The organism is Micromonospora inositola, assembly GCF_900090285.1.
GTDB lineage: Bacteria > Actinomycetota > Actinomycetes > Mycobacteriales > Micromonosporaceae > Micromonospora > Micromonospora inositola.
Map to the genome: position 1 here is coordinate 4,673,056 of NZ_LT607754.1, position 20,116 is coordinate 4,693,171.

13 protein-coding genes are annotated in these 20,116 nt (G+C 73.2%); 9 read left to right on the top strand and 4 right to left on the bottom strand.

The annotated features are described in order from the left end of the window. Positions 1 to 2 precede the first annotated feature (2 nt). The 3 genes from GA0070613_RS22270 to GA0070613_RS22280 all read left to right on the top strand — a co-directional run bounded on the left by GA0070613_RS22270 (position 3) and on the right by GA0070613_RS22280 (position 6,281). Positions 3 to 971, top strand: coding sequence for a sugar phosphate isomerase/epimerase family protein (locus GA0070613_RS22270; protein ID WP_089016117.1), 969 nt, complete (start codon positions 3 to 5; stop codon positions 969 to 971). Continuing rightward, positions 968 to 2,149 (top strand): multicopper oxidase domain-containing protein, encoded by a 1,182-nt coding sequence (locus GA0070613_RS22275; protein ID WP_197698949.1) that lies wholly within the window; start codon positions 968 to 970, stop codon positions 2,147 to 2,149. The genes GA0070613_RS22270 and GA0070613_RS22275 overlap by 4 nt, the downstream gene beginning before the upstream one ends. A gap of 70 nt (positions 2,150 to 2,219) precedes the next feature. Continuing rightward, entirely contained in the window at positions 2,220 to 6,281 is a 4,062-nt protein-coding gene (locus GA0070613_RS22280) for a ThuA domain-containing protein (protein WP_089014072.1), read from the top strand. Between the two features lie 487 nt (positions 6,282 to 6,768). Here the strand turns inward: GA0070613_RS22280 and GA0070613_RS22285 are convergent, their stop codons facing one another. Beyond that, positions 6,769 to 9,123, bottom strand: coding sequence for a transglycosylase domain-containing protein (locus tag GA0070613_RS22285; RefSeq protein ID WP_231929371.1), 2,355 nt, complete (start codon positions 9,121 to 9,123; stop codon positions 6,769 to 6,771). A 268-nt stretch (positions 9,124 to 9,391) separates the two neighbouring features. Here GA0070613_RS22285 and GA0070613_RS22290 point away from each other — a divergent pair, with 268 nt between their 5' ends. Further along, on the top strand, positions 9,392 to 10,357 hold the full coding sequence (locus GA0070613_RS22290; protein ID WP_231929372.1) for an acetyltransferase: 966 nt from the start codon (positions 9,392 to 9,394) through the stop codon (positions 10,355 to 10,357). 95 nt (positions 10,358 to 10,452) lie between these two features. Here GA0070613_RS22290 and GA0070613_RS22295 read toward each other — a convergent pair whose 3' ends face one another. Continuing rightward, entirely contained in the window at positions 10,453 to 11,139 is a 687-nt protein-coding gene (locus GA0070613_RS22295; protein WP_089014073.1) for a hypothetical protein, read from the bottom strand. A 163-nt stretch (positions 11,140 to 11,302) separates the two neighbouring features. After that, the gene (locus tag GA0070613_RS22300) at positions 11,303 to 12,091 is read right to left on the bottom strand and encodes a hypothetical protein (RefSeq protein ID WP_089014074.1); all 789 of its coding nucleotides are present in this window, start codon (positions 12,089 to 12,091) and stop codon (positions 11,303 to 11,305) included. Positions 12,092 to 12,244: 153 nt separating this feature from the next. Between GA0070613_RS22300 and GA0070613_RS22305 the strand changes: the two genes are divergently transcribed. The 4 genes from GA0070613_RS22305 to GA0070613_RS22320 all read left to right on the top strand — a co-directional run bounded on the left by GA0070613_RS22305 (position 12,245) and on the right by GA0070613_RS22320 (position 16,155). Further along, entirely contained in the window at positions 12,245 to 13,183 is a 939-nt protein-coding gene (locus GA0070613_RS22305; RefSeq protein WP_089014075.1) for a diacylglycerol/lipid kinase family protein, read from the top strand. A gap of 84 nt (positions 13,184 to 13,267) precedes the next feature. Further along, a complete protein-coding gene (locus GA0070613_RS22310; RefSeq protein WP_089014076.1) occupies positions 13,268 to 14,047 on the top strand; it encodes a nucleotidyltransferase in 780 nt (259 codons plus the stop codon). Between the two features lie 55 nt (positions 14,048 to 14,102). Continuing rightward, positions 14,103 to 15,206, top strand: a complete 1,104-nt coding sequence (locus GA0070613_RS22315; RefSeq protein ID WP_157746439.1) for a glycoside hydrolase family 18 protein — start codon at positions 14,103 to 14,105, stop codon at positions 15,204 to 15,206. Positions 15,207 to 15,342: 136 nt separating this feature from the next. After that, complete coding sequence (locus GA0070613_RS22320; protein ID WP_172875872.1) at positions 15,343 to 16,155, top strand: SAM-dependent methyltransferase; 813 nt, start codon at positions 15,343 to 15,345, stop codon at positions 16,153 to 16,155. Positions 16,156 to 16,204: 49 nt separating this feature from the next. Here the strand turns inward: GA0070613_RS22320 and GA0070613_RS22325 are convergent, their stop codons facing one another. Then, positions 16,205 to 17,065 (bottom strand): S1 family peptidase, encoded by an 861-nt coding sequence (locus GA0070613_RS22325; protein WP_089014077.1) that lies wholly within the window; start codon positions 17,063 to 17,065, stop codon positions 16,205 to 16,207. A gap of 252 nt (positions 17,066 to 17,317) precedes the next feature. On the opposite strand from GA0070613_RS22325, the gene GA0070613_RS22330 reads away from it, so the two are divergent. Continuing rightward, positions 17,318 to 20,113 (top strand): FAD-binding and (Fe-S)-binding domain-containing protein, encoded by a 2,796-nt coding sequence (locus tag GA0070613_RS22330; protein WP_089014078.1) that lies wholly within the window; start codon positions 17,318 to 17,320, stop codon positions 20,111 to 20,113. Positions 20,114 to 20,116: the final 3 nt, after the last annotated feature.

Genomic DNA, 20,116 nt, shown 5'->3' on the forward strand with positions numbered 1-20,116 from the left:
CCATGGCAAGGAACAGAATCGACCGCCGCGCACTGCTGCGCGGGCTCGCCGGGTCGACGGTCGCGGTCAGCGCCGCCAGCCTCACCGGTGCCCTGCCGGCCGCGGCCTCGGCGGCGGACTCGAACGGCCAGCTCATCCCGCGCGGACGCATGGGCATCCAGCTCTACAGCGTCCGGGACAAGATCGCGCAGGTCGGATTCGCGGCGGTCTTCGAGGAGCTCTCCCGCATCGGCTACCAGGAGGTGGAGTTCGCCGGCTACACCCAGGGTGCCGTCGGCGCGATCACTCCGGCTCAGATCCGGCAGCTGCTGGACGACAACGGCCTGAAGGCGGCGGGCAGCCACCGCGGACTGAACGACTTCCGGACCAACCTGGAGTGGGAGCTCGAGGTCGCAGAGACCCTCGGCATGCCGACCCTCGGCACCGCCCAGGCGCCCACCGGTGACCGCACGATCGCCGGGTACCAGGCGGCGGCCGCGGAGTTCAACGCGTGGGGCGCCGCCGCCGCTGCCCGGGGCATCAAGCTCTACCAGCACAACCACACCATCGAGTTCAGTTTCGCGGTCGACCGCCCCGACGTGCGGCTGTACGACCTGTTCCTGGAACTCACCGACCCGCGGTACGTGTACCTGGAGATGGACATCCTCTGGGCGTACGGCGGGGCCCGCAAGTACCCCGGCTTCCGCCCGGTCGACTACGTCAACGCCCACCCCGAGCGCTTCCCGCTGTTCCACGTCAAGGACGGCGTCCCGCTGCCCGACCCCCAGCAGGGCAACTCCTACCTGGACGTCGAGTTCGGCGCCGGGGTCATCCCGTTCGCCGAGTTCTTCGGTGAGCTGAAGGGCCGGGGACGCTTCGAGTTCCTGTGGGAGCAGGACACCGCGCCGAACGCCCAGCCGAACCCGCCGGGTTCACTGGGCGCCGCCGAGCGCAGCTACCAGCGCATGGTCGAGCTGCGGGGTGCCCGATGACGGCCTGGCGGCTGGTGGAGGACGACCCGGCGGCCGAGCCCGGACCGGTGACCCGGTCCGACCGGCCCCGCCCCGGCGGGCGGCGGATGCTGGTGGTTGCGGCGGTCGTGCTGCTGACCCTGGTCGGTGCCGGCGGGCTGGCGGCCGCCGGCACCGGGATGTTCGCCGAGCGCCCGGACGGCTGCGTCAAGCCGGATCGCAGCCTCCAGTTGTACGCGGTGGAGCTGCCGAAGGACGGCACCCAGATCCGGCTCGGCTACGGCCTCACCCCGCAGACCGCCTCCTACCCGGGGCCGACGATGGAGATGATGGAGGGGGAGTGCCTCGCCATCACCCTGCACAACCAGGTGCCCGCCGAGACGCTGGCGCAGCTTCGCACCAACCCCGCCCACCCGCTGGGAGTCTCGCTGCACGTCCACGGGGTCAAGTACACCCAGCAGTCCGACGGCACGGTGCAGAGCGCGTCGTACGTCCCGCCGGGTGAGTCGCGCACCTACACCTGGTACGCGGCGCCCCGCAACAACCGGACCGGGTCGCAGGGCACCGCCGGCTACTGGTGGTACCACGACCATGTGGTGGGTGGCCCGCACGGCACCCAGGGGCTCTCCGCCGGGCTCTTCGGCGGGCTGGTCGTCCGCCGTCCGGGCGACCCGAAGCCGGACCGGACGTACGTGACGGCCTTCGGTGACCGGCAGAGCATCAACCTGCGCCGCGGCGAGGCCACCGACACCTGCGCCGCGGAGAACCCGCAGCCCGGCCCGACCTGCCTGGTCGCCAGGAAGGGGGAGCGGGTGGAGTTCATCGTCGTCGGCATCGGAAACGACATGCACACCTTCCACCTGCACGGCCACTCCTGGGCGGACACCCGGACGGGTGTGGTGAGCAACGGCCAACCGTTCGCCGACTCAGTACCGGTCATCGACAACAAGACGCTCGGCCCCGGCGACTCCTTCGGCGTACAGGTGGTGGCCGGTGACGCGGTGGGACCGGGGCACTGGATGCTGCACTGCCACATGCAGTTCCACTCCGACGCCGGCATGTCGACGATGCTGCACGTCCTCGACGAGAACGGGCAGATGCCCCCGGGAATGGATCACCAGCACCCGGCGGCCGCACCGGCCACCGCCGGCACCACCTCCGCGACCGCCACCGAGGGCGCAGCGCACCAGCACAACTGACCAGCGGTTCCGTCCGCCGTCATCGACGGACGACCGGAAGATTTTGTCCCTCAACCCAGGAGGAGTCGAGATGGCTCACAGACGCCATTTCCGGATCTCCCGCTGGGTCGGACGCCTCCGCGCCGACTCGACGGGTTCCACCACACCCACACCACCCACCCTGACCACTCCGCGTCGCGTCCCCGCGCCGCGCCGCGTCGGCGCCCTGGCGTCGAGCGCCGCGCTGGCGCTCGGCGTGCTGGCCCTGCCCGCCCAGGCCGTCAGCCCCACCCCGGCGGCCGCCGCCGAGGCCGCGGCGGCGGTGAAGGTGCTGGTCTTCCACGGTCCGACGGACAAGCAGGACGACCCGGTCGCCAAGGCCACCGCCACCATCAGAGAGCTGGGCGAGCAGCACGGCTTCACCGTCGACGACTCCGCCGACCCGACGGTGTTCACCTTCGGCAACCTGGCCCGCTACCGCGGCGTGGTGTTCCTCTCCGCCAACGGGGTCACGCTCAACGACGCCCAGGAAGCGGCCTTCCAGGCGTACGTCAAGGGTGGCGGCGGTTTCGTCGGCGTCCACGACGCCGCGCGGGCCCAGCCGGAGTCTTCCTGGTTCACCGGTCTGATCGGCACCCGTCCGGCCGCCGGCCTGCCCAACGCCGAGAAGCCGGTCTCGGCCACGGCGAGCGCCGAGAACCCGCCGAACGAGACCGCCGCGAAGGCGATCGACGGGTCGACGGGCACCAAGTGGCTGGCGTTCTCCCCGACCGGGTGGCTCGCGGCCAAGCTGGCCAAGCCGGTCGTGGTGTCCCGCTACGCGTTGACCTCGGCCAACGACTCCCCCGGCCGGGACCCGAAGGACTGGACCCTGCAGGGCTCCCAGGACGGCACCACCTGGACCGACCTGGACACCCGGACCGGGGAGAGCTTCCCGCAGCGGTTCCAGACCAAGCAGTACAGCTTCGACAACGGCACGGCGTACCAGCACTACCGGCTGAACGTCACCGCGAACAGCGGCGAGCCGCTGGTCCAGCTGGCCGAGCTGTGGCTGATCGGCCCCGATGCCGGACCCGCTCCGGACAGCACCGTGCAGCGGGCGGTCGTCGACGTCACCGACCGGCAGCACGCGGCGAACAAGGGGCTCCCGCTGACCTGGACCCGCTCCGACCAGTGGATCAACTGGGACCCGAGCCCGATCGGCAAGGTCCACACCATCGCGCAGGTCGAGGAGGGCACCTACAACGCCGGTCTGAGCGGCAACGGGGCGTTCCACCCGATCTCCTGGTGCCAGGACTACGACGGCGGCCGCTCGTTCTTCACCGGCATGGGCCGTACCGAGGCGAGCTGGACCACCGACAAGCAGTTCCAGGGCCACCTGGCCGGCGCCATCAAGTGGACGACCGGCATGGTGCGGGGTGACTGCCAGGCGACCATCGCGTCGAACTACCGGATCGAGCGGCTCACCGCGACCAACCAGGCGGGCCAGCTCGACCAGATCGGCGAGCCGCACGGCCTGACCGTCGCCCCCGACGGCAAGGTCCTCTACATCGGCAAGGCGGCCTGCCCGACCGGGCCGATCGCCAGCTGGGACGACCCGAAGGTCGGTCTCGGCTGCGGCACCATCCACCAGTGGGACCCGAAGACCAAGCAGGCCAAGCTGCTCACCACTCTGGCCGTGATGGGCAACCGGGGCAGCGGCAGCGAACTGGTGAAGAACGAGGAGGGTCTGGTCGGCATCACCCTCGACCCGAAGTTCGCGCAGAACGGCTGGGTCTACGTCTACTGGATGCCGCACGAGTCCATCGACCGGGATCGGCGGATCGGCCAGCGGACCGTCTCCCGGTTCACCTACGACGCCGCGAACCAGTCGCTCGACCAGGGCACCCGCAAGGACCTGCTGCACTGGGACACCCAGATCCACAGCTGCTGCCACGCGGGCGGCGGCATGACGTTCGACGAGAGCGGCAACCTCTACATCGGCAGCGGTGACAGCAACTCCTCCGGCGGGTCGAACGGGTACTCCGGCAACAACTGGACCCAGGACTACAAGGGCACCTCGTTCCAGGACGCCCGGCGTACCGCCGGCAACACCAACGACCTCAACGGCAAGATCCTGCGCATCCACCCGGAGGCGGACGGCACCTACACGATCCCGCAGGGCAACCTGTTCACCGGCAAGGAGGAGGGCGGCGGCAGGGCCCGCCCGGAGATCTACGTGATGGGCGTGCGCAACATCGCCCGGATCGCCTGGGACCCGGTCAACCACTGGCTGACGGCCGCGTGGGTCGGCCCCGACGCCGGCGGCCCGAGCCCGGACCTCGGACCGGCGAAGTACGAGACCGCCACGATCATCACCTCGGCCGGCAACCAGGGCTGGCCGTACTGCATGGGCAACCGGCAGCCGTACCGGGACCGCAGCTCTGCCGACGCGAACGTGCTGACCGGCTGGTACGACTGCGACAACCTGAAGAACGAGTCGCCGCGCAACACCGGGCTCGTCAACATCCCGCCGGCCCGGGACAACATGATCTGGTACTCGCCGCAGGGCGGCGGCCCGGTCTACCCGAAGCGGACCGACGGCAGCGGCCTGCCCACGTACGTGCCGGGCGAGGAGACGTTCACCCAGCCGTACCTCAAGGGCGGCGGCCAGGCCATCATGAACGGCCCGACCTACCAGCGGGAGAAGGTCGACGTCGACAGCGGCGTCGCCTGGCCGGCGTACTGGGACAACAAGTGGTTCATCGGTGACGAGTCCAACGCCAACAACCGGATCGCGGTCACCGTGGACCCGGACAAGGTCGCCGACCACGGCCCGCCGGCGTTCGCCGAGGACCTGCGCCAGATCATCCGCTCCGGCAGCGGCGCCAACCAGCTCCAGTCCTGGATGGACGCCAAGTTCGGCCCGGACGGCGCGCTCTACATGCTGGACTACGCCGGCGGCTTCTTCAGCCTGCACTCGAACCAGAAGCTGATCCGCGTCGCCTACCAGGGCGGCCCGGCGACGCCGCGGCCAAGCGACGCCATCGCCCGGGCCGTGGCGCAGAGCAGCCCGAAGACGATCGCCTTCTCCAGCGCCAAGGCCGGCGGCGTCGCCTGGGAGTGGAACTTCGGTGACGGCAGCGCGCCGTCGCACGAGGCCAACCCGACGCACACCTACGCCGACTACGGCACCTACCAGGCCACGCTCAAGGTGACCTACGCCGACGGCGAGGTGGCCACCGCGAAGATCGAGGTCGTCGCCGGCTGCGCGGCGCCGGACGCCCGCAAGACGGTGCAGCTGCTCGACACCGACACCGGCGTGGCCAACCGGCAGGCCGGCGGCAACTGCACCGTCAACGACCTGATCGACGACGAGCGCAACTGGTCGAACCACGGCCAGTTCGTCAGCCACGTCAACGACGTGGTCAACCAGCTCCGGGCCGACGGCGTCCTCGACAACCGGGAGTCGGCGACGCTGAGCCGGGCGGCGGCCCAGTCGGAGATCGGCAAGGTCGGCGGGTACCGGTCGCTGTTCGACGGCACCGCGCAGTCGCTGGCCGACTGGCGGCAGGCGCCCGGCGGGTCGTTCGCGCTGCGACCCGACGGCTCGATCCGCAGCTCCGGCGGGCTCGGCATGCTCTGGTACGCCAAGGACGAGTTTGCCGACTTCTCTCTGCGGATGAAGTTCCGGGACGTCTCCGCCGCCGGCGTCAACGCCAACAGCGGCGTCTTCACCCGGTTCCCGGACCCGCGGACCCCGGTGGACCAGCGGCCGGCCGGCAGTTGCGGCACGGTCGGATCGGCCCGGACCTCCCAGGCCTGGGTCGCGATCTACTGCGGCCACGAGATCCAGATCTACGACGGGTCCACCGGTGAGCCGCAGAAGACCGGGTCGATCTACAACTTCGACCCGATCGGGCTGGACCAGGCCGGGGTGACCCCGAAGGCCCAGTGGAACGACTACGAGGTCAGGGTGGTCGGGCAGCACTACACGATCATCCGCAACGGCGTGGTGATCAACGAGTTCGACAACACGCCCGGCAAGGCGTCGTCCCGCCAGGGCGACCCGCCCACCGACCTGCGGCAGTTCCTCAGCGGGTTCGTCGGGTTGCAGAACCACGGCACCAACGACCTGATCGAGTTCCGCGACGTGCGGGTACGCGAGCTGTGACGGCACCGGCGCCGGGTGCGGGGGTGCTGTCTCCGTACCCGGCGCCGGGCGTGGGCATCGGCGCCGTCCGGCCCGTGCAGGTCGGGCGTCGCCGTTATGCTCCCGCGGTGTTCCGAAACCAATTCGCCCACTTCGAGTACGCGATGCGTGAGTTCAACTGGGGCACGCCGACCCCGAAGGGGGTGCTCGCCTGCCGCCGGTACTTCCAGCGCCCCGAGATGCAGCGGGAACTCGACGCGTGCGTGGCGAAGTGGCGGGCGGCCGGGCCGCCCACCCACGCCGACGCGATGGTGTGCCGCAACTGGATCGCCCTCGCCTACGCGCTCTCCGACCGCCGCGCCGAGGCGAGGGCGGTCTTCGACGAGATCGGCCCGTACGTCGCGAGCCCCCGCCTGGTCCTACTTCTTCGGTGGCCGCAAGCACGGCTTCCTGTCCAACTGGCGGTGGGCCAACCGGCTGCGCTGAGGCCGGCGGCCGGCGGTCACCGTCACCCCGGTTTCCTGGTGCGGGACGGCGACAGGGTCAGGGAGGGGAGTGGCGACGGCGACCGGGTGGGGGTGCTCGTCGGCCGGCCGCTCGGGCTCGCGCTGCCGCAGGGCGCCGGGTCGCAGGTCGGCCGGGCGCTCGGCGTCGGCCGGGCGGTCGGCGTCGGGGACGCGGTGGTCGGCTTCGGCGTCTCCGGGGTGGCGGTGGGTTCCGGGGCGTCGTCCGGGAACTCCGGGGTGCCGAACCGGTACTTGTCCGGGTCGAGCTTCAGCGCGGCGGTGGCCTGCTCCATGAACTGCCGCCAGATCGGCCCCGGGCCGGAGGACCCGTACACCTCGTAGCTGCCGTCCTTCGTCTTCAGTGGCTTGCCGTCGCTGGTGCCGAGCCACACCGCGGCCGCCAGCGCGCCCGTGTAGCCGACCATCCAGGTGTGCACGTTCTGGGTGGTGCTCTGGCCGGCCTGCCAGGTGCCGGTCTTGCCGGCGGAGTCCCACCCGTTGTCCAGCTTGGCGGCCTTCACCCGGCTCAACGTCCAGTCGAGCTGGTTGATCGCCTCCTTGTCGAGCCCGACGTCGGTCTGCACCAGCCGCTCGGCGAACACGCGCTCGTCACCCTTGGTGACCGACCGGACGAAGTGCTGCTCGGCCCGCTTCCCGCCGGCGGCGAACGTCGCCATCCCGTTGGCGTGGTCCTGCACGGCGATGCCGTACTGGCCGATGCCGACCTCGGTGGAGAAGCGTCCCGCCATCTCCTCGGCCGGCTGGCCGCGCAGCTCGACCCGCTGCGGCCGAGGGTTGCCCTTCTCCGTGGCCCACATCGAGTCGACGCCGGCCCGGGTGGCCATGTCGATCACCTTCGCCGTGCCGAGCTTCTCGGTCAGCTCGAAGTAGGTGACGTTGAGCGAGGCCACGGTGGCCTCCCACAGCGCGCAGTCCGGCTGGCACGGTGCGTGCTCGGCGTTGCGGATCGGGCCGGCCGGGCTGCCCTTGGTCCGGCCCGACTCCGGGAACTCCTTGGTCTCCGGCGAGTCGAAGTGCTCCTTCACGGAGATCTTGTCCCGTACGGCGGCGGCCAGGTCGTACACCTTGAACGACGATCCCGGCGGGTGCTGGCCGAAGCCGCGGGCCTCCCCGTTCTCGTCGTAGTACCACCCGGCGTAGTCGGCGCCGTTGCCGTCGTTGCCGCCGTAGTAGCCCAGCACCCGGCCGGTGCCCGGCTCCACCGCCACCAGCGCGGCCTGCCAGTTCTTCGGCTGCCCGCGGACCGCCTCCGGCGCGCTGTCGCGCCGGATGTCGGCGGCCGCCTCGGCGGCGTCCTGGACCCGCTTGTCGATGGTGGTGACGATCTTGAACCCACCGTTGCGGATGAAGTCGGCCGGTTTGCCCTTGAACGCGTCGGTCTGCCGCAGCTCACTGAGCACGTGGTTGACCACCAGGCCGGTCGGCCCGTCGAGCCCGGACCGGCCGGCGTTCGGGTCGATCGTTTTCACGTCGTCCGGGTACGCCAGGTTCGCCGCGTCCTCCGCCGACAGGTACCCCAGCTTCACCATGCCGTCGCGGATGTAGTTCCACCGGTCGATCGAGTTCTGCCGGGCTTTCGCGTTGCGCCGCGGGTCGTAGCCGGGCGAGCCCTCGGGGTCGTTCGGGTCGGCCTCCGGCTGCTTCACCATCGCGCAGAGCACCATCGCCTCCGCCGGGGTCAACTGGTTGGCCGCCGGCGCGTCCCGACGCACCGTCTTACCGAAGTACGTCTGCGCGGCCGCCTCGATGCCGTACGCGCCCCGCCCGAACGGCACCGTGTTCAGGTAGAAGCCGAGGATCTCCTCCTTGGCGTACTTGTCGTCGAGCTTCCAGGCGATGACCGCCTCCCGGAGCTTGCGGGAATAGGTGACGCCCTTGAGGTCGGCGGCGACCCGCGCATACTGCTGGGTGATGGTCGACGCGCCCTGCCGCTGGCCGCCGGTCACGTTCGACCAGGCGGCGCGCAGCACGCCGGAGAAGTCGATGCCCTTGTTGGTCCAGAAGCTGCGGTCCTCGGCCGCCACGATCGCCTGCTTGGCGGAGTCGTTCATCTGGTCGTACGGCACGATCGTCCGGTTCTCCGCGCCCAGCGTCGCCATCTTCGTGCGGCCGTCCGCGTAGTAGACCGTGGTCGACTCCGGCAGCCTGAGGTCGGTGGGAGTGGGCACGCTGTCGAAGTAGTAGCCGCCGGCCACCAGGCCGGAGCCGGCGAGCAGCGCGAACACGGCCAGGAAGATCAGAATGCGGTGGCGCCGACGCTTCCGTCCCGCGGGGGCGACCCGCGCTCCGGAACCGTCGGCGGCGTTGTAGTTGTCACCGTTATGAAGCACCCGCACCCGATACCCTCCGACTGGTCGGCCGAATCGTGAGCTCGTTCGCGGTGCCAGGCTAGCGGAGGTGCGCGTTGCTCATGCTGGCCGACGGCAGGGAACGCTGGCTCGGTGGTCAACCGGATTGCGGCGGGCGAGCCCATGGAGTAGGTTCCCACGCACGCCGTCGAGCTGGGAGGAGGTCAGAACAATGTCCGATGTTCTGCGCCCCCTCCGCGCCCCGGCGTCCACGCGGATCTGACCCCGGGGCGCTCGCTTTCCGGAGGATCAACCTGTGACCGATCTGGTCATCCGTCCGCTCGTCGCGGGCGAGGAGAGTCTGTTCGATTCCATGCCCGACCCGCTGCCCCAACTGCGCCAGGTCGGTTACGCCGACGGGATCGCCGGCGGTGGCTACCGGCCCGAGAACACCTGGGTCGCCCTCCGAGCCGGCCGGGTGGTCGGCCGCGCGGCGTGGCTCCTCCTGCCGGGTGCCGTCGGCGCCCCCTGGCTGGAACGGTTCGACCTGGACGCCGAGCCGGAGGTGGGGGCCGCGCTGCTGCGCGCCGCCCATGAGGCACTCGGCGGTCCCCAGTTGTACTACGCCGCCCTGCCGGCGCACTGGCGGCGCCGGCCGGAGGTGCTGGCCGTGGTGAAGGCGCCGATGGCGGCGGCCCGGCTCGCCGGGCTGGTCGAGCGCGGGGAGCGGCTGAGATGCTCCTGGACGGGCACCCCGCTACCGGCGACTTCCGGGCGGTACACCTTCCGCCCGGCCGTCGACGCGGCGGAGATCAACGCCCTGGTCGCCCGGATCGCCGAGCCGGACGTGCTGACCGGCGTGGAGGTGGCGCGGGCGGTCGGCGGAGTGGACCTGGCGACCGACCCGTTGGCCTGGCTGACCGGTCCCGTCGGGGACTGGCGCATCGCCTTGGACGCCGGGAAGCCGGTCGGCGTGGTCGGACCGGCCGGGGATGCCTGCTACCCGCTGATCGCCTACCTCGGCCTGCTCGACGAGGCCGTCCGGGGCGAGCTGCTGGCCGAGGCGGTCGGGGTACTGGCCGCCGGCGGCGCCCGCGAGGTGATCGCCGACGTGGACGCCCACCGGGTGGCGGTGCTGGCGGAACTGGAACGGACCGGATTCCGGCAGTTGCGCTCCCGGGTCGTCTTCGAACCCGCCGCCGGTCCGCCGTCCGGCTCGGCCGGCACGCCCGGCTCGGCGGCCGCCGCTGGATCCGTGCCCGACCGGGCCGGTCAGGACTAGCTCATCCAGGTGCGCCCCGACCGGGGCGGTCCCTCATGGGGGACCGCCCCGGGTCCGTCCCGGCCGGGCCGCTGACGCTGGCCGGCCGGCCACCGTCACCGGTGGGCGTACCCGCTCAGGCGGTCGTTGCGCACCCGGACGGGCGAGTGGCGGGCGGCCCATCGCGCGACCGTGTTGCCGCTCATCCGGCCCGCCCAGAACGGGGACAGCCGCCACATCGGATGCGCGATCCCCCCGCCCGGCAGCGGGAAGGCCTCGCCGCTGGAGTACCCGTTTCGCTGGTGGAGGTCCCGGTCGGCCGTGGTGAGCGCCTCCACGTAGGTCGGCAGGCCCAGCGTGTCCATCCACCGTTGACTGCCGGCGAGGACGGCGGCGGCCCGCTTCCTCCAGTCGGGGCCGGGCACCGCCAGGAACGCCAGATGGTTGTGGGCTTCGGCGGGACGCCGCGCGGCGAGGGTCCGGCCGAGGCGGAGGAAGCGGTCGCGGTGGGCGCCGCACGCGGCCCCCAGGCGTTCGTCGTACCCGGCGGGCGCCGGGATCGGCCGGTAGCGGTGGAACCAGACGGTGGCGGCGGTGCCGTCCTGGAGGAGGAACGCGTCGCCGAAGAGCAGCGCGTGCTCCGTCCAGATGCGGGCCACGGCGGCCAGCGCGCCGGATCGGCCCGGCTCGTCCGGAACGAGCCAGGCGCCGAGGGGGGTGGGGGAGAGGGTGTCGGTGATGAGATCGACGATCCGGTCGATGTCGCGCCATCGGGCGCGGACGACGGATGTTGTCACGGTCATGGAAGAGCTCCTGGTGACGATCACGATCGGAGGCGTCGCCGACCCGGCGCCGCGCACCCGGCGCGGCGGTCCACGGGTCGGCCACGGGGCCACTGGGGCCGTCGGGGCACTGATCCGCACGACTGGCCGGAGCGGCCACCAGGCGCACTCCGGCGGCCGCTGCTCAGGCGGGTCTGGTCCCCGGCCGCGGCGATCGGGAGGAGAGGCCGTCCGGGCGGGCCTGGTGGCAGCGCTGTCTCCGTACGACGGGCGGCGTCCAGGCCGCCGCCGACGCGACGGCGGCGTCGCAGTGCGGGGCGCCGGAGGAACCGGCGCTGCTCGGGTCGGGAACAGACCCGAGCAGGAGCTGGTCGATGTCCGACCGGAGCGGGGGTGCGGGGCGGCGGTGCGTGCCGTCCGTCTCCCGCGGTGACCACTGGCGCACCGCGGTGTCCGGCCGGCGCTTGGTGACGTCGGCGTTCGGCGGGCGGCCGGCGTGTTCCGGCGTCGGGGCGGCAGGCGCCGTCCGGCCCGGCGGTGGACCTGCCGCCTCGTCGACCGGGGGATCGGCCCGGTCTGTTGGCCCGGTGCCTGGGACCGGCGTCGGGGCCCGGCGGGCCGGCGCGGCCGCCGGCCGGCGGTGCGGCGGCGCGCCCGGCGCGGTGCGGTGCGGGTGGGCCAGGGGCGGCGGAGCGGGCCGGGTCGAGGCGGCCGGTGGCGTCGCCCCGCGGTTCCTGGTCGGCGGCATGGCGGCGCCGGGCGGATCAGGGCGGTCCGTCGGCGGCAGGACGTGGGACCGGACGTCCCGGAGGAGGTCGACCGGGCCCGTGACCGTGACGGCGGGCGGCGGGTCGGCGGCGTACGCGGTGTCGCCGGTGACCGCGTCGTAGACGCTCCACGCACCGGTCACCCCGGCGACCAGGAGGCCCAGACGCAGCGCGATCCGCGTCAGCCGCTCGCCGCGTCGCCTCATCCCCGGCACCTCTCCGAGCCCCGGACAGCGTCGGGGCCAACGCCCGCACTCTACCGAAAGCGCTCGGTCGATCACAGAGCGCGGCTGATCAGAGTCGGGCGCGTCGCGGCCGGGCAGGAGTGGAACCTCGCCGCCCTGGGTACCACGGCGGCCATGAGTACGAGCGCCGTCGAGAGCCCCGCCATCGAACCGGCCGCCGCCCGGGCGGTGGGCACCGTCGCGGTCGTCGCCCACCGGAGGAAGACCCTCGGCGGCGGCCTCGACGAACTGCGGGCCAGCCTGATCGCCGCCGGCGTCGGGCAGCTCCTCTGGTACGAGGTGCCGAAGAGCCGCAAGGCGCCGAAGCAGGTGCGCAAGGCGCTGAAGAAGGGCGCCGACCTGCTCATCGTCTGGGGCGGGGACGGCATGGTGCAGCGCTGCGCCGACACCCTGGCCGGCACGGACGTCCCGATGGGCATCCTGCCCGCCGGCACGGCCAACCTCTTCGCCACCAACCTCGGGATTCCCGCCGACCTGCCGGAGGCGGTCCGGATCGCGCTGCACGGCCGACGCCGCACGCTCGACCTCGGCCGGCTCAACGGCGAACACTTCGCGGTGATGGCCGGCGCCGGCTTCGACGGGGACCTGATCCGGGAGGCCGACCGCAAGCTCAAGGGCCGGCTGGGCCGGGTCGCGTACGTCTGGACCGGGCTGCGGCACGTCCGCGGCGAGCTGGTGCGCACCCGCATCCGGGTCGACGGCGCCGACTGGTTCGACGGCGAGGCGAGCTGCGTGCTCTTCGGCAACGTCGGCACGATCACCGGCGGCATCCCGGCCTTCGACGACGCCCGCCCCGACGACGGCGCGTTGGAGGTCGGGGTCTCCACCGCCAGCGGCGCCGTCGACTGGGCCCGCACCCTGGGCCGGATGGCGGCCGGACGTTCCGAGGACTCACCGTTCGTGCGGATCACCCGCGGCCGCAAGGTGACGGTTCGCTTCGCGGAACCGAAGACGTACGAGCTGGACGGCGGCGCCCGGACCACGGCGAAGCGGCTGAAGGTGAAGATCGTGCCGGGCGCTCTCACGGTCTGCTGCCCCGACCGCCCGGCCTGAACCGCCGGGTCGCCGGGCGGCGCCGCGGCCCGCCGGCCGGGCCCCGACCGCGTCCGGCGAGGGCGGGCGGGCAGGATGGCCGGCATGAACGACGACGTGGGCGGCTACCTGGGCGAGCTGGTCGACCGGGCGCGCGACGTGCTCGGCGACGAGCTGGTCGGCGCGTACGCGGCCGGCTCGGTGGGCCTGGACGCGTACCAGCCGGGGCGCAGCGACGTGGACGTGGCGCTGGTCGTCGCGCGGGCGCTGGCCGGGCCGACGAAGCGGGCGCTGGTGGACCGGCTGCGGCACGAGGCGCTGCCCTGCCCCGCGCGCGGCCTGGAGCTGGTCGTCTACCGGCGCGAGGTGGCCGCCTCCGGCACTCCCGACCCCGGCTTCGAGGTCGAGCTGAACACCGGCCCGGCCATGCCGTTCCGGGCCACGTACGCGCCGGCCGACCGGCCCGCCGCCGACGGGCGCTTCTGGTACGCGCTCGACCGGAGCATCCTGCACCAGGCCGGTCTGGCTGTGCTCGGCCCGCCGGCCGCCGAGGCCTTCGCCGATCTCGCCCCGGGTGACCTGCGGCGGCTGCTGGCCGAGGCGCTGGCCTGGTGGCTGGCGCTGCCCACCCCGCCCGGCGACGCCCCGGCGCCCGGCGCGGAGGACGCGGTGCTGGGGGCCTGCCGGGCGCTGGTGAAGGTCCGCGACGGCCACTGGCTGTCCAAGGCGGACGCCGGGCGTCGGCTGCTGGGCCGGGGCGACCACGTCGACCTGATCGGACGGTCGATCGCGGCCCGCCGGGGTGGTCCGCCGCCCGGCGGCCCCGAGGCGCGGGCCTTCCAACGGCGGGTCCTCGCCGAGCTGCTGGCGGACGGCGCGCATTGACGCCGATCACGACCGTACTGTAAACAAGGCGTACTGATGAGTCGGGGAGGTCCCCATGCGACGCTCGGTACTCCTGCCAGTCCTCCTGCTCGCGCTGGCCACTGCCACCCCGGCCGCCGCCGCGCCGCCACACCCCCCGGCCGCCGCGTCCCTCGCCGCCACCCCGGTCCAGGTCTACGGCGCCTGGCACTGCGGCAACGACTACTGCACCTGGGGAACCGCCCGCACCGTCACCGAATTCGACAGCCAGAACCACTGGCTGGTCGACCGCGGCGACGGCCGCCCCTCGGTCAACCTGGTGGTGCTCAGCTTCGTCAACCCGCTCGCGCTGCTGCGCCAGAGCACCGACGCCACCACCCTCGACGGCGTGCCGCGGGGCATGACGCCCGAGATCGTCAACTACTTCACCGCCCGCGGCGTGCGGGTGATGCTCTCCATCGGCGGCATCACCTACACCGACGACTGGGACACGACGCTCGCCGAGAACCCGGCTCTGCTCGGCCAGCGCGCCGCCGCCGTCGCCACCCGGCTCGGCGTCGGCATCGAGATCGACTACGAGCAGAACACCGGCCCCAACCTCGCCGGCCTTCAGTCCTTCATCGACGCCTACCGGGCCGTCCACCCGTACGACCCCAGCGGCGCCCGGCCCGAGGCGCGGCTCACCATCGACGTGGCCGCCGGCGACCGGTGGCTGATCGCCCTCAACCGCAAGGCGACCGCCGACTGGCTGCGGACCGACGCCCCGGTCCTCGACTATGCCAACGCCATGGTCTCCGCCCGGCCCGCCTCGGCCAGCAGCGCGCAGGCGAGCTGGCAGGAGCACGTCGACGGTAAGCCGCAGTACAGCCCACCGGTGCCGCCGCTGGCCCCGGCGAAGTTCACCGGTGGCCTCTACCTCGCCTACGGCGGCAAGCCGCTGCCGGAATGCGTCGACTACGCCACCTCCGTGCAGCGCGCGGCCGCGCCGTACGTGCAGAGCGTCGCCCCCAACGGCGCAGGCGCCACCGCCGGCATGCTCGGGTTCATGTTCTGGGCGGCCGAACGCCCATCGACCCGGGGCATCGGCACCGTGCCGCCGAACACCTGTGAGGGCGGGGCCGGCGCCGGGGCGACCGCGCTGGCCGTCCCGGTGCCGATGCCGGCGCTGCGCCAGTCCTGAGCGGACACCCCGATGCCGCCGGGTGGCCGGGCCCGGACGGCCGGGGTGTCGGTGACGCCCGGCGCCGGGGCGTGTTGATGTTCGCCGCGGCGGCCACCTAGGCTGTGTCGAACCCACCGGACACAAGGCAGCGTCAGTGACGGAGAAGCCCCTGACCGCCGCGTCGCGCGCGGACGCCCTGGACACCAGCGTCCCGCACTCGGCCCGTCTCTGGAACTACCTCCTCGGCGGCAAGGACAACTTCGCCGCCGACCGGCAGGCCGCCGAGCAGGTCCTCGCCTACATGCCGGAACTCGTCCAGTCGGCCCGGTTCAACCGCGACTTCCTCGGCCGCGCGGTCCGCCACCTCGCCGGTGAGGCCGGCATCCGGCAGTTTCTCGACATCGGCACCGGGCTGCCCACCGCGAACAACACCCACGAGGTGGCCCAGGCCACCGCGCCGGAGTCCCGGGTGGTCTACGTCGACAACGACCCGATGGTGCTGGTGCACGCCCGGGCCCTGCTGACCAGCAGCCCGCAGGGCGCCACCGACTACATCGAGGCGGACCTGCGCGACCCCGACCGCATCCTGACGGAGGCCAGCCGCACGTTGGACTTCGGGCAGCCGATCGCCGTCATGCTGCTCGGCATCGTGAACTTCATCGTCGACGACGACGAGGCGGTACGGATCGTGCGGCGGCTGGTCGAGGCCGTGCCCGCCGGAAGCTACCTGGTCGTCTCGCACCCGACCCGGGAGGTCAACCCCGACGCGGTCGACCGGGCGCTGGCGATGTGGAACGAGGGCGGCGCGGCAACGATGAGCATCCGGACCCCGCAGGAGATCGCCCGCTTCTTCGACGGCCTCGAACTTCTCGAACCGGGCCTGGTCACCTGCTCCCGGTGGCGTCCGGACGGCAACGACACCACCCCCACCTCGGAGTACGGCGCCGTCGCCCGAAAGACCGCCTGAGCAGGACCGGCCCGCCCCGGCACACGACCGGGGCGGGCCGGATCGCGGATCAGTAGACCGTCACGCCGTACGCGCCGGCGGCCTCGGGTACGGGCTGGTAGAACGTGGTGCCACCGGACCGGCAGTCGCCGCTGCCGCCCGAGGTGATGCCGAGCGCCTTGGTGCCGTCGTAGAGCGGTCCGCCGGAGTCGCCGGGCTCGGCGCAGACGGTGGTCTGGATCATGCCCCGGACCGTGCCGCTGCCGGTGTAGCGGACGGTGACGTTCAGCGCGGTCACCGTGCCGCTGTGGGTGCCGGTGGTCGACCCGGTGCGCTTCACCGCTTCGCCGACGAACGCGTTGGCGGCAGCGTAGCCGCCGGGGTGGCTCAGCGCGGTGTTGTCGTACCGGACCAGGGCGTAGTCGTTGCCCGGGAAGCTGGAGCCGATGGTCGGGCCGATCAGCGTCTTGTGCGCGGAATCGGTGTACCAGGTGTTGGCGACGTCGCCGCAGTGCCCGGCGGTCAGGAAGTAGTACACGCCGGACTTGACCACATTGAAGCCTAGCGAGCAGCGGTAGCCACCGCCGTAGATGGCGTTGCCGGCGGACAGCATCGGGCGGAACGTCCCGTGCGCCCGGTCGATCCGGATCGCGCCGGAGTTGGCGCCGGCGCCCTTCCTGATCGTCGCCAGCTCCGCGGCGGAGACGGTGTCGTCGGCGGTCACCACCACCCGACCCGCCTCCACGCGCCAGGCGATGCCTTCGACGCCCGAGGTTGCGACGGCGTGGTCGGCTTGGGCGAGCTGGCTGGCGCTCCAGCTCGACGGGGCGGCCGAGGCGGCGCCCGGCACGGTGAACGCGCCGGCGGCGACCAGGCCGACGGTGGCGGCGAGCAACGAGGTGAGCCGGCCGGAGGTGGATCGGATTCTCACGGTCTCCTCCTTGGAGGGCGGCGGGCGACCGGTGCGGGCGGCACCCGTGAGGCGTCGCCGTGGTCCCGACTCGGGGTATCGACCCTCGGCGAACGTGATAGCGGCGAGTATCTATCAGGCTCGATGCAATTTGCAAGGGGTCCGGCGGCGGTGGCCGGCCCGCGGCTAGGGTGTCAACCGGGGAGGTACCGCCATGACGACGACGATCACCGCCGCCCGCCGGCCCGCCCGCTCCACCGCCGGGCGCCTCCGGTGAGCCGCACCGCCGAGCCGGACCTCGCCGCGCTCGACGCGGCGCTGCCCGGCGCGGTGGCGACCCGCGCGGCCGACCGGCTCCGCCTGGCCCACGACGCGTCGCACTACCTGCTGCACCCGCGCGCGGTGGTCACCCCCGCCGACGCCGACCAGATCGCCACCCTGCTGCGGCACAGCCGCCGGAGCGGCACGCCGCTGACCTTCCGCTCCGGCGGGACCAGCCTCAGCGGGCAGTCGGTCACCGACCAGCTGCTCGTCGACACCCGCCGGCACTTCCGCGAGCTGGAGGTTCTCGACGACGGCCGACGGGTCCGGGTGCAACCCGGCGTCGTGCTGCGCCAGGTCAACAACCGGCTCGCCCCGTACGGCCGCAAGCTCGGCCCCGACCCGGCCAGCGAGTCCGCCTGCACGATCGGCGGCGTCGTCGCCAACAACTCCAGCGGGATGACCTGCGGCACCGAGTTCAACACCTACCGGACGCTGGAGTCGCTGCTGCTGGTGCTGCCCAGCGGGACCGTCCTGGACACCGGCGCCCCGGACGCCGACGAGCGGTTGCGGGCCACCGAGCCGGATCTGCACGCCGGCCTGCTGCGGCTGCGTGACCGGGTCCGCGGCAACCCCGACTCGGTCCGCCGCGTGCGGGCGCAGTACGCCATGAAGAACACCATGGGCTACGGGGTGAACGCGTTCCTCGACCACGACTCGCCCACCGACCTGCTGACCCGGCTCGTCGTCGGCAGCGAGGGCACCCTCGCCTTCGTCGCGGCGGCGACCTTCCGCACCGTACCGGTGCACCGGCACGCCGCGACCGGCCTGCTCGTCTTCGACACCCTGGCCCGGGCGATGGCCGCGATGCCGGCGCTGGTCGCCGCCGGTCCGGCGGCGATCGAGCTGCTCGACGCCGCCGCGCTGCGCGTCGCGCAGCTCGATCCGCAGGCGGATGCCACGCTGCGCGGCCTGGCGGTCCGGGAGCACGCCGCGCTGCTGGTCGAGTGGCAGGAGGCCGACCCGGACGCGCTCGCCGACCGGGTGGCGGCGGCCCGGCCCGTGCTCGCCGGTCTGCCGCTGTCCGCTCCGGCCCGGCTCAGCGGCGAGGCGGCGGCCCGGGCGGCCCTCTGGCACATCCGCAAGGGCCTCTACGCGGCCGTCGCCGGCGCCCGGCCCTCCGGCACCACCGCCCTGCTGGAGGACATCGCCGTGCCGGTGGCCGCCCTCGCCGACACCTGCGCCGAACTCGCCGACCTCTTCGCCCGGCACCGTTACGAGGAGAGCGTCATCTTCGGGCACGCCAAGGACGGCAACCTGCACTTCATGCTCAACGAGCGGTTCGCCGGCGGCGAGGCGCCGGAGCGCTACGCCGCGTTCACCGAGGAGATGGTGGACGCCGTCCTCGCCCACGGCGGCACGCTGAAGGCCGAGCACGGCACCGGCCGGGTGATGGCGCCGTACGTCCGCCGGCAGTTCGGCGACGAGCTCTACGAGGTGATGCGCGAGCTGAAGGTGCTCTGCGACCCGGACGGCGTGCTCAACCCCGGCGTGCTGCTCAGCGACGACGCCGACATCCACCTGCGCCACCTTAAGTCCGTGCCGACCGTCGAGCCGGAGGTGGACCGCTGCGTCGAGTGCGGCTACTGCGAGCCGGTCTGCCCCAGCCGGGACCTCACCACCACGCCCCGGCAGCGCATCGTGCTGCGCCGGGAGATCGCCGCCGCGCGCGCCGACGGTGACGAACGGCTGGCCCGCGAGCTGGCGGACGACTACGACTACGACGCGGTGGACACCTGCGCGGTGGACGGCATGTGCGCCACCGCCTGCCCGGTCCTGATCAACACCGGCGACCTGGTGAAACGCCTGCGCGCCGAGCGGAACGGCGGCCTCGCCCAGGCCGGCTGGCGGGGCGCCGCCGGCCGCTGGGGCACCGCCACCCGCGGCATGGCCCGCGGCCTGGACCTGGCCGGCAGCCTCCCGCCCGCGCTGCCGGAGACCGCCACCCGGGCCGCCCGGGCCGTCCTCGGCCCCGAGCGGGTCCCGCAGTGGCGGCGCGACCTGCCCCGGGGCGGCGAGGTCCGACGCGCCCACCCGGTCAGCGACCCGGACGCGGTCTTCGTCCCGTCGTGCCTGGGCACCCTCTTCGCCGCGGCCGAGGGCGGCCCGGGCGTGGCCGCCGCGCTGCTGACCCTCGCCGAGCGCGCCGGGGTCCGCCTGCTCGTCCCCGACGGGATCGCCGGCGTCTGCTGCGGCACGCCCTGGTCCTCCAAGGGCCTCACCGCCGGCTACCAGGCCGTGCGGGACCGGGTGCCGCCAGCGCTGCGGGAGGCCAGCCGCGGCGGGACGCTGCCCGTGGTCAGCGACGCCGCGTCCTGCACGGAGGGCTTCGCGAAGCTGGTGGCCGACGGCGGCGACGCCGTCGCGGTGGTCGACGCCGTCGCGTACGCCGCCACCGAGTTGCTGCCCCGGCTGACCGTCCGGCGCCGGCTCACCTCCCTCGCCCTGCATCCGACCTGCTCGTCCACCCGGCTGGGGCTGGACGAGGCGCTGCTCACCGTGGCCCGGGCGGTCGCCGACGAGGTGGTGGTGCCCGACGGCTGGCAGTGCTGCGGCTTCGCCGGTGACCGGGGCCTGCTGCACCCGGAGCTGACCGCCGCCGCCACCCGCGCGGAGGCCCGCGCGGTGTCGGGGCGGCACTTCGACGGGTACGCCTCGGTCAACCGCACCTGCGAGATCGGGATGGCCCGGGCGACCGGTCAGCCGTACCGTCACCTGCTCGAACTCCTCGAGGAGGCGACCCGCTGACGG